At 57.7% G+C, this 16458-nt stretch carries 9 protein-coding genes; all 9 read right to left on the reverse strand.

Annotation, left to right across the window (positions count from 1 at the left end):
• Positions 1-67: 67 nt before the first annotated feature.
• From WS45_RS15205 to WS45_RS15250, 9 genes are read right to left on the reverse strand one after another with little or no spacing between them, the layout of a single operon-like run.
• Positions 68-5473 (reverse strand): glycoside hydrolase family 99-like domain-containing protein, encoded by a 5406-nt coding sequence (locus WS45_RS15205; RefSeq protein ID WP_179950372.1) that lies wholly within the window; start codon positions 5471-5473, stop codon positions 68-70.
• Positions 5474-5490: 17 nt separating this feature from the next.
• Positions 5491-7338 (reverse strand): BNR repeat-containing protein, encoded by a 1848-nt coding sequence (locus WS45_RS15210; RefSeq protein ID WP_059700662.1) that lies wholly within the window; start codon positions 7336-7338, stop codon positions 5491-5493.
• Positions 7335-9584, reverse strand: coding sequence for a hypothetical protein (locus WS45_RS35025; protein WP_156437181.1), 2250 nt, complete (start codon positions 9582-9584; stop codon positions 7335-7337). The genes WS45_RS15210 and WS45_RS35025 overlap by 4 nt, the downstream gene beginning before the upstream one ends.
• Complete coding sequence (wecC, locus tag WS45_RS15225; RefSeq protein WP_059689034.1) at positions 9581-10849, reverse strand: UDP-N-acetyl-D-mannosamine dehydrogenase; 1269 nt, start codon at positions 10847-10849, stop codon at positions 9581-9583. The genes WS45_RS35025 and wecC overlap by 4 nt, the downstream gene beginning before the upstream one ends.
• The gene (wecB, locus tag WS45_RS15230) at positions 10846-11964 is read right to left on the reverse strand and encodes a non-hydrolyzing UDP-N-acetylglucosamine 2-epimerase (protein ID WP_059700665.1); all 1119 of its coding nucleotides are present in this window, start codon (positions 11962-11964) and stop codon (positions 10846-10848) included. Before wecB ends, wecC begins: the two co-directional genes overlap by 4 nt.
• A gap of 14 nt (positions 11965-11978) precedes the next feature.
• A complete protein-coding gene (locus WS45_RS15235) occupies positions 11979-13151 on the reverse strand; it encodes a chain-length determining protein (RefSeq protein WP_257140424.1) in 1173 nt (390 codons plus the stop codon).
• Positions 13148-13810, reverse strand: coding sequence for an ABC transporter ATP-binding protein (locus WS45_RS15240; RefSeq protein WP_059689036.1), 663 nt, complete (start codon positions 13808-13810; stop codon positions 13148-13150). The genes WS45_RS15235 and WS45_RS15240 overlap by 4 nt, the downstream gene beginning before the upstream one ends.
• Positions 13807-14622 carry an ABC transporter permease gene (locus tag WS45_RS15245; RefSeq protein WP_059700666.1) on the reverse strand — a complete coding sequence of 272 codons (816 nt, stop codon included), beginning with the start codon at positions 14620-14622 and terminating at the stop codon, positions 13807-13809. The genes WS45_RS15240 and WS45_RS15245 overlap by 4 nt, the downstream gene beginning before the upstream one ends.
• 6 nt (positions 14623-14628) lie before the next feature.
• A complete protein-coding gene (locus WS45_RS15250) occupies positions 14629-15801 on the reverse strand; it encodes a polysaccharide biosynthesis/export family protein (RefSeq protein ID WP_059700667.1) in 1173 nt (390 codons plus the stop codon).
• Between the last annotated feature and the right edge of the window lie 657 nt (positions 15802-16458).

A 16458-nucleotide genomic window follows, 5' to 3' on the forward strand; every position in this document is an offset into this window, starting at 1 on the left:
CAAAGAATCCACCTGAAGCGGCGCTCACCCTTAGCCGCACGTTTCGTCGGCGGCCACCGCAGCTCACTCAGCGCCTCATCACAGCCCCGGCCGCTTCGCGCACGCGTCCCATTTCAACTCCGGCAAAGGCCGCCTTCACGAGCCCCGCGTATTCCGGATATCGTCGGGTGACCACGTCGACGCCCGCTTTGACCAATGCCGTTTTTTCGCCCTTGAAGCTGGCCGTTCGAATGTGATAGACAAACGACCAGGGAGAAATCAGGTTGCGCCAACCAGCCTTATAAGCACGCATGCAGAAGTCGTTCTCCTCGCCGTAGCCGCGCGGGAAGCCCTCCTCGTCAAACGCCCCGCATTCGTCAATGAGCGCTCGGCGAATATACATACAGAATCCCGACCCGGTCGGCACTTCCGGTGGAACACATGCCTGTGTTGCTTGGGTCACGAGGAGTGCGTATTCGTCATGGCTCAGATGCGGCGGACGCGGACAATATTCGTTGAACTTAGGGAATGAAAACGCCCCTGCGTTATCACTCATCGCGGTAACGGTCGCCACCTTCTCGCGACTATAGGCGGCGGCCCGCAACCCCTCGAGCCAGCGCGGCGTTACGACCGTATCCGAGTTCAGCAATACGACGTCGTTGTCGCCCGCCTCGCGAATCCCGCGATTTATCGTCTTGGTATAGCCGATATTCACGTTGTTCTTGAGAATAAGAACACCCGGCACGCCGTCGAACTCTTCCAGCATCGGCGTGATGCCCGGATCCGGACTCCCGTCGTCGATCACGATCAATCGGTCCCGAGTCAGATCGGTATGCTGGAGCACCGATCGCAGGCAGTCGCGAACGGCAGTGACCGCGTTATAGACCGGCACAATCACGGTCGTCGGCTTTGCATAGCCGATCGCGCGCGCCGCGACAGCGGCTGGTGCGTTACCCGTCGCGATCAAACCCTCCCGTTCGAAGATCTTTGCATAGCCATCGGAAAGCGCGGCCTTCAAATTGTCTTGAGTGAAATGCTGCTCGACAAACATGCGTCCGGCCTGCCCCATTTCGGAAACGAGCTTGTCTTTTTCGCAGAAACGCACCACCGCGTCCACGACTCCGTCGATATCGCGGTAAGGCACAAGAAAGCCCGTCTTCCCGTGCTGCACCAGCTCGCTCAGCGCACCCCAGTCATAGGCAATAACCGGGCGGCGGGCGGCCATTCCCTCGGCAACCGTACGGCCGAAACTCTCGGCAAAGTGCGAGAGATTGAGCAGCACGTTCAATTCCGACATCGCCTTGCGCGGATGTTCGGCATAGCCGGCAATGATCAGATTGTCGGGACGCGCACCGGACGCGACCTCTTCCTGCCACTTCTTGACCTGGGCATTCACCGGACCAACCACCACGAAGCGGGCTCGCGGTGTGCGTTCCGCGGCTCGCCGCGCCACCTCGACGAAATCCTCAACACCCTTCTTCGGAATATTCGAACTGACAATGCCGAACTTGATGGTGTTACCGAACTTGTTTCCCAGTTCGAAATCGCTCAGCGTCACCGCATTGGGTACGTAAAGCGTCTTTTCCGGACGCGAAAACAATTGACTCGTGGCGCGACTGTTCCCGATCACCCAATCCGAACGTTCGAATACGCGCCCGATGATTTCGCTGATCGACAAACCAAGTTGTTCACGCAAAGGGTCATCCAGCGAAATCAGTTCGCGCGAGTGAACGACCCGGGTCCTGCCCATGCGCGTTGCGGCCTCCAACGGCTCAAGCAGCACGATTGTGTTCGCATGCACGACATCGACAGCGTGACGCGCGATGATGTCTGCAAAGGTCACCGTCAACCAGGCCTTGCTGGCACGGTTGTTCTTCCATTGCGGATAGGGAAAGCAATACACACCGAGGCTGCGCTCACATATTTCGCGAATATAGGCCTTGTTTCCGCCGGACGGCAGGGTCATCACGACGTTGACGGATTGTTCGGCGAACGCGCTCAGCACATCCAGGAGACTCCGCTCTCCGCCAAACAGATGATGGCCGGAGATGTGCGCACAGAGCATCACTGTCGGCCAGTCCGGGTTCGGCTGCCTCTGTCCTTCATGCCAGGCAACCGAAGGCAGCGGCTTTCCGTCCGTGATGGCGTCTTTCGTATCCGCAAGCGAATTTTCCGGCAGCTTGAGTACGTCCGCTTCTTTCGAACTAGCGGCGATCCCCGCAGGCAATACTTGCGGCGTAACTCCAGCGACAGATTCAGCGGCCGAAGCGAAGGCCTTCAGATACGAACGACCCCACCGCTGATCTGGCTCAAGATAGGTGCCCTCCGCCCACTCATTCCACGCGTTGATGAAGACGAGCGACTCGTTGCCTTGGTTGAAACGCTGCTCTTGCTCGAGGATGCGCTGCATCCAGCGACGGAAGCCATATGGCGTCGCTCCGTGGAACACTCGCGCATCCGTCAGGCGGCGAGCGGTATTGTCCCAACCCAGCATGGTTCCTCGGTGAACCGGCCACGAATAGCCATCCTCAAACTTCGCGATATCACCCTCGACCACTGCCGAGTAATCGAAGATCTGGCCGCCAAAATTCTTGTGCAGGTCGTGCACCTTGTCACGCAGATCGACGCGCTCCGCTTCGTGAGGCGGAAACAGGACATAACTATCGAGCCGGTAGTCCTCCGGGGAACCTTGCAGCGTTTCCAGCCCGAACCGAACAGCGCACAGGTGAATCTCACCCAGCCCCGCCTTCCGGCACTCCTCGCGCCACGCAGCGGCGGTTTCCAGCCAGTTCGGAATGATCGAGATTCGATATACCATCATCACCGGCTTGCCGTCGTACCGAATCCAGCGCGGGTCCTTCATCATCGGGATCAGTTCCCGAATCAACGCGACATTGCTCTCGAGCGTATAGGTCTGCTCCATCAGCACATGCCGGTTCTGCCCATCCCAGTTCCGTGACCAGTTCTCGTTGGCCCAGCAAACGCAGAAGCCCGTGTCGACGCTCTTGGATCGAGCCATCTGCTCGATTGGATGATTCAGCAGTTTCTTGCCGTCGAACCAGTAATAGTAGTAGCAGAACCCGTGAATCCCGAACTCGCTGGCCAGTTTGGCTTGCGCGACCTGTGTTTCCTCGAGACGCAGATCGTAGTATCCGAGCTCGGTCGGCACTCGCGGCTGATAATGGCCTCTGAACAACTGTCGAGCCCGCGTGACGTTGGTCCACTCCGTGAAACCTTTCCCCCACCACAAATCGTTTTCCGGGATCGGATGAAACTGCGGGAGATAGAACGCGATCGTCTTCAACGTCCGAGGACGAGCGGGCTGAATCGCTTGAGCACCTTTTCTCGCTTCTGACTGAACCGACAGATTCCCGAGTTTTGCCAGTACGGACAACACGCCCAGAACAGTGGGCCGTCCCGGAAACCCGTTGGCAGCATTCTTGTCGCCGACAAGCTCACTCGCCCAGAGCGCCGAAGCCAGCCCTCTCAACAGCAAAGGTTTGAGCCACACTTCGGCGCCGACCGGCACCGTGACCGTCTCGTCCGAAAGGCTCAGCCCCATGCGGGACAGTGCAATCTTCACGCCGTCGATCACACGATGATTGCCGCCCTCCTTGGAAAGCGAGACGAACCGTTTCGCACGTATTCCCCAGTCAGAATCCGCCGTAAATTCGACTGCCCGGCTCGCCACGTCCGACAATTCGTCGTCACCCTCGCCGGGCGCAAGCCACAGTACGGCCTGATAGTCATCGAATACATTCGATCCGGCCACTCGCAGAAAATTCTGGGCGTTCCCTTCGCCATCGCCGTCACCAACGATCGTCACGGATGCGGTCAAGTTGCCGAAATTGACGTGCTCGACATCGGAGAACCCAAGTACAAACAAATCGTGTCGGTGGCCCAGAACGGGAAGCGTCCTTCTCACACGCTCCCACGCTTCGTCGTTCATCACGTTTGCCACGATCGCGATCGAGGCCATCGGACGTAGTCCGCGCAACATGAACGCGTCCTTTCCCAACCTGAACATCGGTTGATCGGTCCGATGGCTGACGTTCGACTTCGCCACCACGTCGTTGGCCGCTTGGTCCACCCGAATCGTATCGACGGTTGCTTCGCGCTCGCGCCCGCGATTGATCAAATGACCAAAGAGTCGAACGATTTCCGAATCGTTCGAACAACGAAGGGCCGCCACCCAGTTTCGCAATTCCTCGGCGTTAGCCCCCACGGACAGGATGTCTTGAAACAGCGTGCTGCGCCTGTTGCCCTGCTGCGAGTTTCCGTCGACGGCATCCAACACGGCTCCGAGCGCAGGTGCAAGCTTGTCGATAGAAACCATCGAGACTTCGTCATACTTGAACAGATCCGCCATTGCCGGCGAGTCGCAAGCCAGTACCGGGACCCCCATCCCGACAGCATCGGTGAGCTTTGCCGGAACCTGAAACTGCGCAGCCGGCCCACCGTCGTGCAGGAAAACGCAGACGTCAGCCATCGAGACGACGGCCGGAATTTCGGCGAATGGTTTGTTGGCGATGAATGCCGTTTGGCAACCGCGAACCTGCTTGAGCGTCTCCTTCAGCGACTGATCCGGGAAGTCTCCTACGATTGCGAACAGGACGTCATCCCGCCCGAGCTCGGCGATTGCCTCGGCGGTTTCGACCAGCCCCTTGTGCGGCCGGGGGGTACCAAAAAACAGCACGATTTTCTTGTCCGCGGGCAGGCCGTATTTTTTTCTGCTCTTGCTCTTCAACCCCGGCGACGAAACAAAGGCCTTTTCGTCGCGAGCGTGACGAATAATCAGGCCACCATATCGATTCTGCAGTGCGGGGTTCGAAACGGTGACACCATCGAACAAATTCACCAGGCCAACGGCGATGCGCGTCCAGTCCTGGCCGGCCAGGTTCACCCTGGGGAACTGATGGTGCTTGTCCAGATACTCCCCGATGCCGATAGGGGACTCTGCCTGGACAAACGCCAACTCCTCGTCGTCGATGTCCATCAATACCTTCGCATCCCAGATCAGCTTGTACAGCGCGCCGAACAAGACATTGGGCCCGCGCGGCTTCGAGAGATGCACGATATCGTAGGGATGCGCGACAACCAGTTCGATAGCCTGCTCGACAAATCGCGACTCGTCCTCTACCAGGATTGCGTGCTTCGCAATTTCGGTTTCCTGAATCGGCCCCCAGATCTCCCGCCCGAACTGTGGAAAGAGGCTGCCGATGATCTCCACGTCGGCAAATCGCTCATACACCATCGCCAGCGTGTAGGCTCGCCCCGCCGAATTATGTGCGAGTTCCCAACTGCAGACGCCCACTCGCGGCCTACCGGCCTCTTCGCGGCTCTTTCGATATCTTTGCTTCGCGAGAGCGAGGTTCGTCGACGCGATCCGGGCGAGCCCGGGTGTGGTGATCAACACCTCGGCATATTTCCGAATGGCGTCTTCGTACTTCCCCGAACGCATGTATTCGTTGCCAAGTGCGAGAGGCGTTTTCATATTCTTGTTCATCACATTTAGTTATTTGTGAATTTGATGTCCAACAACGTGACTGCAGAGCTCACAACCTGGCAGTCAAGGTCATGCGCCGGCTGCTCGTTACGCTGCAACAACAGGCTGAGAACACTCTCATTTTCCCAGCGAGTTCGATCGATGATTGGTTCGGCAAAGCCGAGATCCTCATCCAGAATGAATCGCGTGTTTTTCTCCGACCACATGTAATCGGGTGCCGCAAGCAAAGTCGCGGCCATTCGACCGCGGCTATGATCTCCGCGAGCGATGACATATACATTGTCGAATCGATCGATGACCACCTCCGGGCGACTTATCGGAATTTGCAGCGTCCCCTTCCCTCGCAATGCAAAAGGCTGAGTGCGCGCAGAAATGGTCTGATGCCGCCACTTCGCGCCATCGAAGTACAAATGCTGATACTGCGGAACGCCATCCGGATCGTCCGCATAGAAAACAATATGCGGACGGTTTCGGCTGTCCAATGCCATGCTGCACTGATTGATCAAATTACTTCCGGGCGAGATCGGGCAAATTATTTCAGCATTAACCTGGGTGATCGGAAGTTGATAGTCTCGCCCCTTTGACGTCTGCCAACTGGCGCCATTATCGAATGAACATGCATATCCGATATTCACATTGTTGATGAGATCGTCTTCGCCGAGCGTATGCGTGCGCCATACGAAGCTGAGATGCAAGCTTCCGTCGTTGCCGATGGCCGGATGGTTCCAGTAAGCGTTGCTCGTCCAGGGCTTCGACTCACTGCCGCTGAGAATCGGCAAGGGGCGATCCGTCCAGCTCTCGGTCTCTTCGTCGTACGCCTTGAGGCGAGCGTTTCCGCTATCGTGCACGCCGTCACGATAAAGCAGGACGAGCGGAAATCCATGATGCGGCTGAATGAAGGTCGGATAGGTCACCCGTTCTTCGGACGTGCCCGTCATCGGAAGCTCATCCGTCCACTCGTTAATATCGTTGGCCGTGATGCTTCGGCGATAACGCAATCGCGTAGCGTGATGCCCGTAGCACAGGTGGATATGACCATTCCGGTCAACGCCGAGGCTAATACTATTGTGCGCGTCGTTCAGATCGTACGAACCTTCTACGTCATGGCTCTCGATCGCATCCGTCTTCAGATTGCGCCGAACAATGCGCAGCGTCCGTGAATCGACATAGAACGCAGTAACCTGCCAGTCCAGATGGGTCAGTATCCCGTGATGCCTGAAAATAACGGTATTGATGGTGTTACCTGCCCACGCATCACCGAGATGGAGCTTTGACAGCGTGACAACGTCGAAAGCGGAACTCGAATGAGCCAGTCCGCGCAATGCCGCGCTTGCGTCGCTTTCGAGATGGGTCGACGTCATGCCAAGCTCCTGACATTGTTGACTGATTCGCGCTTTGGTCAACAACACCTTGTCCGACCCGGGCGCGCCGACCCTGATCGACGACTCGAAATGTTTCAATGCCCGGGGGAAGCTCCCTGCTACGACAGCGGCACGTCCCAGACTGTTATGCACGCCAGCGACGAGAATCTGACAAAGATGACGCTCGCTGACGCCCCAGTCCCGAGCGAGACGCACATAGAGTTTGGCCTCGGCGAATCTTCCGAGTTGCAGACGCCCCGATGCCGCGAGCAAGGCCAGCTTTGCACGCTCGGGATGGTGTTGCAGGGTGGCGCGCTCCAGTCGGGCGAGGCTTTGCCAATCGCCAAACTGCCACTGGGTACGTGCTCGTTCGAGCAGATTTTCGTCGTAAGGCACGACGGTCTGCTCGGACCGAATCTCGACGATTTCGTTCGGCCGCACACGTTGACTTGCCAGTGCCCTGTAGCGCAAGTTCACCGACTTCTTTCTCATAGCTCTGGCTCTCGAAGCAGGATGTCCTTGATCAGCTCAAGCTGTGCTTCCGCGCGAATCATTTCTTCCTGCACCATCCTCTGACGCGCCTTCAACTCCGCATCGCTCTCCTGCTGATTTTCGAGCTGCTGTTGTAACGCGTTGATGTGCTCGATGTGCTCCGTCACCAGTCGGGAGGACTCGCCATGCTGACTCATCAAGGTCGACTTTTCACTTTCCAGCTGCTTTTTGGCTGCAACCAGAAGTTCGATCTCTCGTCTGCGTTCGCCCTCCTGTTTGACGGCATCCTCATACCGCGCCGCCAACGTCTGCCGTTCACGCTCGGATACGGCATTGGCTTGCTTCAGCGCGTCGAGCTCACGCGAGCGCTCGGCCGCATGCTCGCTGACACCTTCGAGTTGGGTAGTCAATGCCGAGTTTTGTTGTTCCAGTTCTGCTTTGACTTGCGTGAGCAGTTCGATTTCACGATCGCGATCGATCGCATGCCTGACGACGTCGTCGTATTGCGCGACCAGCGCCAGATTTTCGCGCTCGAGACGTGCCCGGTCCTCCGCAAGAACATCGACCTCGCGCGCGCGTTCGGCCACCTGCGTCGCAATCTCCGCTTGATGCCGCGTGGTCAGCCCCCTTACTTCGTGCTCCAGCCGCGCGACCATCCGCTCGAGATCCACGACACGCCGCGCCTGCTCGGTCGACTGCCTGAGCGTCGCCTCATGCCGCCCCTCCAGTGCCACCTTTTCCTGTTTGAGGTGCATCACGACCCGCTCCAGCGCTCCGACCTGCCTTGTACGCTCGACCACCTGAGCGCTGATCTCGTCGTGTTGCGCCAACGCCGACAACTTCTCCTGTTCCAGTTGAGCCCACGCCTGCTTCATCGACTCGACTTCCAGGCTACAAGCGATCAACTGCTCGATCACCTCCTCGTGCATTGCGATCGAGGCAAGAAGTTCTTCTTCCAGTTGAGTTTTTGCCTCCGTCAGGTCGGTGACGTCCTGACAGAGTTCGCCGACATGCTCGACGTTTCTCTCGTGCTGCTCGACGAGCTCGGAGCGCTCTTGCCCCAGTCGCATTTCGGCCTGCTTCAGGGTTTCAACTTCCCGCGTACGCTCGGCGACCTGTCTGACAGCATTTTCGTGACGAGCCACAAGTTCGGATTTTTCTCGCTCGAGGTCAGATTTCGTTCGTTCGAGATCAGATTTTTCCCGCTCGAGGCGCGCGTTGGCCTGTTTAAGCGCATCGACTTCCTGGTCTCGGGCGCCAGAATGCTTCAGCGCCGTTTCCTGATGCTTTACCAACGCGGACTTTTCCTGCATCAGTTGCGCATTGACCCGCGTCAGCGCCTCGACCTCGCGCGTGCGTTCTGCAAGCAACTGCGCGCTCTCGTCACGCGCTCGAGCCAGACTGGCCAGTTGCTTCTCGATCTCGTCCCGACGCTCGGAAAATCCGGCACCCTGCTTCGCTTCGCGTTGGCGAGCTTGCTTGGCTTCATGGCGCAACTGGCTGGCTTGGCGAGCCTCCGAATCGCTGAATTTGGTATCCGATGGCAGGATGTCCAGCAAGGCTTCCGCTTCGACGAGACTGCCCGCCTCATGAAGCCTGAAGGCGAGCCATTTCAGTCGAAAGGACTTCGGCTCCAACGCGTACGCTCGTCGCGCCGCCTCTGCCGCGCTGGCGCGATCGCTATTCATCAGATGACGCCCGAGCGTCGTATAGCCGTTCGCCCGAGTGACCGGAGAAATCGAGTCGCGAGCCATCAGCTTTTCCACCGCCTCGAAGCCTCCGGCACCATACGCGACAATGACCTTCGTAAAGTCCTTCCCGCCGAGCACTTCGGGGGGCGACTGGCGACGATAGTTGCGCCAGATCCTCCCAAGTGCACCAGGTACGGAGAACAGCGTCTTCGGCGAATCGACGCCTTGAATCAAAAGATTCCCGAGCTTGATATTCAGGGCGTTTTCCCTCTCAAGCCGATGGACCTTTCTCTGCGCGTTCACCAACGCACGCAAGCGCTGATTTTCGGCCAAGGCATTGTGCAACTCGTCATCGACCTTGCTCGCGCTCGATCCGCGATTTCCCAATGCCCCGCTCGACCACTCGTCTTCTGCAGCTCTCTCCTGCCGATAACGGTGTTCGAGTTCTTCCTGCACCTGGTGAAGCTGCAATAGCAGAATCTCGTTCTCCTCTTTCATTGCCTCAAGACGAGATTCAACATTGACCCGGATGGTCGAATTTTCTTGTTCGATCATTGTTTTATGCCCTTCCAAATGCCACGTGTATCGATGAGTACCTTTCCATCGATCCGGTCAGGTTTCACACTTTTGAATTCAGTGTGGTCAACCAGCAAAACCAATATGTCGGCTCGCGAAAGTGCCTCATCAAGCGTCACCAGATTCATTCCCGAAGTCGCCAAGTGTTCCGGCATTTCTTCGAGATTCGGCTCAACTATCATGATCTTGCCGGGATGGCTTTCGGCAAGAATCCCGGCGATTTGTAGCGCCGGACTTTCGCGCAAATCGTCGATATCCGCCTTGTATGTAACGCCCAGGCACGCGATGCGGATATCGCCACGCGTGGCGCCGGACGTCGTCATCTCGACAATGGCCTCGTTCACCCTGCGAATGACCCACTGCGGCTTGGCGTCGTTGACGTGACGAGCGGCCTGGATCAACGTCGATTCATCCGGCGCGCTGTCCACGATGAACCACGGATCGACGGCGATGCAGTGCCCACCCACCCCACAACTGGGTTGCAGGATATTCACGCGAGGATGCCGATTTGCCAGCTTGATGAGTTCCCAGACATCGATTCCCTGCTTGTCGCAGATCATCGAAAGCTCGTTGGCAAAAGCAATGTTGACATCACGAAAGCTGTTCTCGGTCAGCTTGCACATTTCCGCGGTGCGCACGTCCGTGACAATGCAATCACCCTGCACAAATGACTTGTAGAGTGCGACGGCTGCGTCGGAACATCCGCGCGTCATACCGCCGATCACACGATCGTTGACGACCAGCTCATGGACGATGCGCCCGGGGAGAACCCGTTCAGGACAGTAGGCAATTCGAATATCGGATTCGTCACCCACCTGCTGCGGAAAACTGAGATCGGGGCGCATCTCTGCCAGCCAGTTGGCCAGCATTTCCGTCGTGCCAACCGGCGACGTCGATTCGAGAATGACGAGGTTGCCTTTGGAAAGCACGGGAGCGATCGACTTCGCCGCCGACTCGATGCAGTTCAAATCGGGCCGGTGATCCGGTGTCAACGGCGTCGGTACGGCAATGACGAATGCATCCGCCGGCTCGGCGTGCGCAGCCGCTCTCAGATAGCCGGCGCCCACCGCCGCCTGAACCAAGATGTCCAGTTCAGGCTCGACGATGTGGATATCGCCACGGTTGATCGTATCGACGACGTACGGCGATACATCGACGCCAATCACCCGCAGTTTGCGTGAAGCGAATAGCGTTGCGGTCGGCAAGCCGATATAGCCGAGACCGATGATTGAAATGGTGTTCAACGTGTACTCACTAGAATATCGCGGATGCGTTGCGCAGCCTTGCCGTCCCCATACGGATTCGCCGCTCGCGCCATCGCGGCATAGCTCGCCGGGTCGTCGAGCAATCTGGTTGCTTCCGCAACTATCATGGCTGAATCGGTCCCGACGATCTTTGCCGTACCGGCCGCAACGGCTTCGGGGCGTTCCGTCGTCTCGCGTGTCACAAGTACTGGCTTGCCCAAGGCCGGTGCTTCTTCCTGAATGCCACCGGAATCCGTAATGACCAGTGCTGCCCGGTTCATCAAGTAAACGAACGGCAGGTAATCCTGCGGTTCGATCAGGAACACGCCAGGAGCATGTGCAAGAAGTCGATGTACCGGCTGCTTGACCTTGGGATTGAGGTGCACCGGGAAAACGATTTCGACGTCGCCCCGCTGTGCAATTTCCAGCAGCGCGAGACAAACGGCCTCGTGCCCTTCGCCCAGATTTTCCCGGCGATGGCCAGTCACAAGAATCAAGCGCTTTTCCGGATTGAGGAAGGCGAATCGGGTATCCAGCGCTTTGCGCTGAGCGACATCCTCGCGCATGCCGGCCACGGTTTCCAACAGGGCATCGACAACCGTATTGCCCGTGATGTGGATGCGATCTTTCGAAACACCCTCTCGCAAAAGATTGTCACGCGCAGACGATGTCGGAGCGAAGTGATACTTCGCCAGAACGCTCGTAAGACGTCGATTCGCCTCCTCCGGCCACGGAGCTGACAAATTCCCGGTGCGCAGTCCTGCCTCCACGTGACCCACGCAGATTTGCCGATAATGCGCCGATAGCGCCGCGGCGAGCGTCGTCGACGTGTCGCCCTGTACCAGCACGAGGTCCGGACGAGCATCGCTCAACACGGAATCAAGGCCTGCCAATGCCTTGCTCGTCATCCCCAGAAGGGATTGATCGGGTGCCATGACGTCCAGATCGTAGTCGGGACGAACACGAAAGAACCCGAGCATCGAGTCGAGCATCTGCCGATGCTGCGCAGTCACGCAGACTTTCGTTTCGATCTCCGGATCCTTCTTCAGCACGTTGACCAACGGCGCCATCTTTATCGCTTCCGGTCGCGTTCCGAGCACGATCAAGGTTCTCATCGCCGTCCCCGATCTCAATCCACGTGATCCATGATGATGCTTTCCAGCAGCTTCACCACTCCGGCCAGCGCGGCCGCAACCAGCAACGTGACAAAGGCGTTGTAGAGCCGCCCCGGCTCCGTCGGATAACCCGGCTTGGTCGGCGTCTGAATGATCGAAACCATTTTCAAGGTCCGGGCAGCATCCATTCGCCCCTTCTCCAATGCGGACAAGGCCGTCTTGTACAGATCCTGAGCGAATCCAACCTGCATTTGGAGGCGCTGGAACTCCTCGACGGTGTAGTTGAGCGTTTTCCTCGACGGAGAAGCAAGTTCGGCGCGCTTCTGCGCGATCTGCTGCTCAAGCGCATTGAGCGTATTCCTGAGCATCACGACCGTAGGCTGATTCGGACTCAGGGATGCCGGCAGTGCCGACAGCTGAGTCTGAACATCGGTCTTTTGCGCTTCGAGCTTGTCGATGATCGCGTTCAGACTCTCCACCGTTGCCTGCGGAGCGACCAGGCCTTTGCGGTTCTGAAAGTCGATTACGGTATGCGTTGCATCCAGAAGCCGGTCGTGCGCTGCGGTCACTTGCCTCGACAGGAAGTCGACTTGCGATTGCGCCAGTTGATGACCGATCTGATTCATGTGGGCCTCGCCCTCGCGAACCATCAGTTTGACGATCGCCTGCGACATATCGGGATCGTATGCCTGCGCTCGAATATGCAATACCCCGCTATAGTCATCGTACTGAACGTCGACGCGCGACAACCAATACTGATAGAACCATTCGGTCGGTGCATTCTTGAACCACATCCGTGAAATGGGATCCCGGCGCCAGTTGCTGAAATGCGAGCGCAAATCCAGAGAAGCATCAAGCTTCTTGAGCATATCGAGCGACAAGAGATACTCCCGCAGCAGCAACTGATCGGCACGATTCGGGCCACCGGCACCCGGGACGATTGCAGATACGTCCACGCCCGGATTACTGATTTGATCGGTTGTCTGAATAATGACGTTAGCCTCGGACACGTAACGATCAGACGCAATCAACAACCAGTACGGAATGGACAGCACCGCGTAAATAAAAATCAGCTTGATAACCAGCTTAAAAATCCTGACAGAGCACACGACATCCTTGGCCCTCCGGAAAACGGCCACCAGCCGAGCGACGCCGCCCTCTTCCCCAATGGATAGCTGCTTTTTCATGCAAAAATACTTTCCTTGTACGCTCGCAATGCCTCGTCGAGATCATCGAACCAGGAAGCGCGACCTTCGTTTATCCAAATTCCGGACTGACAGAACTGCCGAAGCGTGCTTTCATCATGAGAAACCATGATCACGCTCGCCTGACTTGTTTTTCCCTTGAATGCGTCAGCAGCTTTTTTTCGGAACTTCGCGTCCCCCGCAGCCGTGACCTCATCTGATATATATACGTCGAAGTCGAATGCGAGCGACAATGCAAATTGCAAGCGCGATCTCATCCCCGACGAATAGGTTTGAACCGGTCTGTCGAAAGCCTCGCCCAGCTCGGCGAAATCCTGAATAAAGGCGAGCCGATCCCGAAGTTCGTCCTGCCGACCGTGAATCCGGCAGACGAATTTTGCGTTCTGCCGTCCGGTCAGCGTTCCCTCAAGCCCGCCCGCTCCCATCGGCCAGGACACACGGCACAGCCGCTCGACGCGCCCCTTGGTGGGATGGTCGACGCCACCGATGATGCGCAACAACGTCGACTTCCCTGCTCCGTTCACGCCGATCAGTGCAACGCTTTGTTTTGGCGGGATCGTCATGTCAATCCCGCGCAGCACCCATTTCCCGACGCCGTGCTCGGTCATGTAACGCTTGTGGACGTCCTCGATGCAGATCATCGCGTCACCAACTTATTAGAAAAGCGACGGTAAAGCGCCAGTCCCAATAACATGGCGCCAAGAGCCCACCCATAGAGATAAGTCAGACTGATTCCGGGTGCCGTGTGATACGACGGCAAAAAACCGATCCGCACCAGTTCCAGACCATGCACGACCGGGTTGATCAGCAGAATGTCCCGATATGGATTCGGTATCGACATGATCGGAAACAAAGCCCCGGAAATGTAATAAAGCGGCAAATAAAACAACTTGAAAATGTGATCCACTTCAGGGACGAAATTCATCGCCACCGACGTTACCAGGCCGAGCCCCAAGCCAAACAACCACAACCCCAGAAGACTGGCGATAGCCAATAGCGGATCCGCCGGAAGCAAAATCGGATTGAGCAGGTCAGGTGTTATCACGCGCCCCGCAGCAAGCGCCGCCGCGATTATGATGATCGAGATCGGGACCATCAAAAAAAGCTCCAGCACCGCTCTCACGATCGCCGCGTCAAACGGCTTTACCTGCCGGTAAACAAAGAATGCGTAGTTGCAATCGATCCCGTGCAACACCTGAATCCACGTACGCCGCCAGAGCAGGAAGCCAATGAATCCCGCGATGATCCACATCGTTATCGCAATTCCTCCGACTTCGTGGATCCGGAAAGTCGTATATCCGAAAGCGTGTATCGCGATATAAATCACGGGCTCCATCAGCAACCACAACCACGCCGCACGCGCCTCGAACAACCGATCCAGCGCCTCGCGCAGGAACATGGCTCTCCAGACGGAGACCGTGACCTCGAACGGAGTACGCACCTTTCCCACCATCGCGCCTTACTCCAGTTCCCGGTTGATGGTCGCCGTCGGGCTGGCCACCATCACGACGAGCGTCAGGAACTTCTTGAACTCGACCTCGGGCGAGTTCGAGACGTAAATCACGTCATGATTCTGAATCGGGAAATTCTGCGTCACGAAGAACGCGGCGGGATCCCGCAGGTTGATCTCGTAGACCACCGGCACCGTGCCATTGACAGCCCGCACCGTCTTGTCCTGCGCATCGACCAGCTTCGCGTCTTCGAACCGGAACACGAACACGCCACGCGCGTCGGCACGGTTGTCGTTGAGACCACCCGAACGCGCGAGCGCCTGGGCCAGCGAAATGCCTTGCGCCTCGAACGGAATCTCGTCGTTCTTGCCCGTCGCGCCCAACACCGAGAAGCTTTGCGACTGGAAGAGCGCCGTCACGACATCGCCCGGCTTGAGCACGATGTTCTGGCGCGGATCGCGAATGACCGAATCGAGCGGCATCGTTGCAGTGACACTGCCTCGCGAAAGCTGCACCGCCATGCGGCTGACCGACTGCTTCACGCCGCCGGCGAATGCCAGCGCATCGAGCAGACGCTCGCCCTTCGGGGTCAACGGCATCAGCGCGCTCGTGTTGACCTCACCCACGACCGTGATGTTCGATGCATTGTTCTTGGTGACGCTGACGAGCACCTGCGGCAGATTTGCCTTGCCCTTGAGATGGCTGACGATGCTCGCCTCGATCTGCTCGGTCGTCCGCCCCTTGACGGCGATCCGCCCCGCGAACGGGATGGTGATCGTGCCGTCCGAGGCCACCATCTGGTTGGGCAACGTGACGCTATTGGCCGTGGCCGTGGCCGTCGTCATCGGCTGCGCGGGCGCCAGCGTGCTGAACAGCATCGCCGGCGGCGCCTCCCAGATCGTCACCTCGATGACGTCGCCTGGGCCGATCAAGTAGTTATTGGTAACCGCACTCGGAAAGATGGTCGCGAACTGGCCCAGCTTCTTGCTATCGGCAAGCTTCCTCGCCAACGTGTCGTTGACGTCCACCAGTTGAATACCTTCGATGCGCCCGCCGGTCTCGGGTGCCTGCTGCACCTTCTGGCGAGACGCACCGGAAGCGGGTATCCAATCCGGATAGGTCCCACACCCCGAAAGCGCCAAAGCGGCAAGGACGGAGATTGCCAATAAACTCTTTTTCATGGATCTTGAGGTCAAGACTTTTTACTATTGATTTGCCAGCGTCATTTCCCGGGCGTTCAATCAACGCATCCCCCCGAACACCCGGCCGCTTTTTCATCAGTCGATTGGCTCGATCAGGCCATCGACCTCTCAAAAATTCTTCACTTAAATTTGCATTCTTTCGGCCATTGGCGACCGAAAAAGCAACAAACCCACCCTCTGTGACAGCAGAAGAAATGGTTACTGCATGTCAATTTCCGCCACGGATTCAGGCTCGATGGCGAACGAACTTCAGAAATTCATGGGAAATAACCGAAACGACGGCACGTCTTAAAACCGCGCCCTGCCTTGCCAGCCGGCCGTCTGCGCCTGTTATCGGGGTGGTCGATCCCGCTCCGGCAATCGCACTGTCCGCTCAGGTTCTCGCAACTTACAGCGCAGGTCTCCCAAACGCCGGCATTATCGCATGGAAGTAGGACATATCCGAATTCAGTCCGAAAACCATAGGATCAGTCCGCATCCGCGGTCTCACGGTAATAAGCGGTAATTAACTCGGATTGCACTCCGGAATTAACAATGCCCGTGTCGCGGCAAACGGCGTGCGTCGCGCTGATTGAAACGTTTTCGATACCGGCGTCCAGGCAGGCGCGACGGTTGTCTCGGTCTCACAGGTCGGTT

The sequence above is a fragment of the Burkholderia sp. RF2-non_BP3 genome, assembly GCF_001522185.1.
Classification (GTDB): Bacteria; Pseudomonadota; Gammaproteobacteria; order Burkholderiales; family Burkholderiaceae; genus Burkholderia; species Burkholderia diffusa.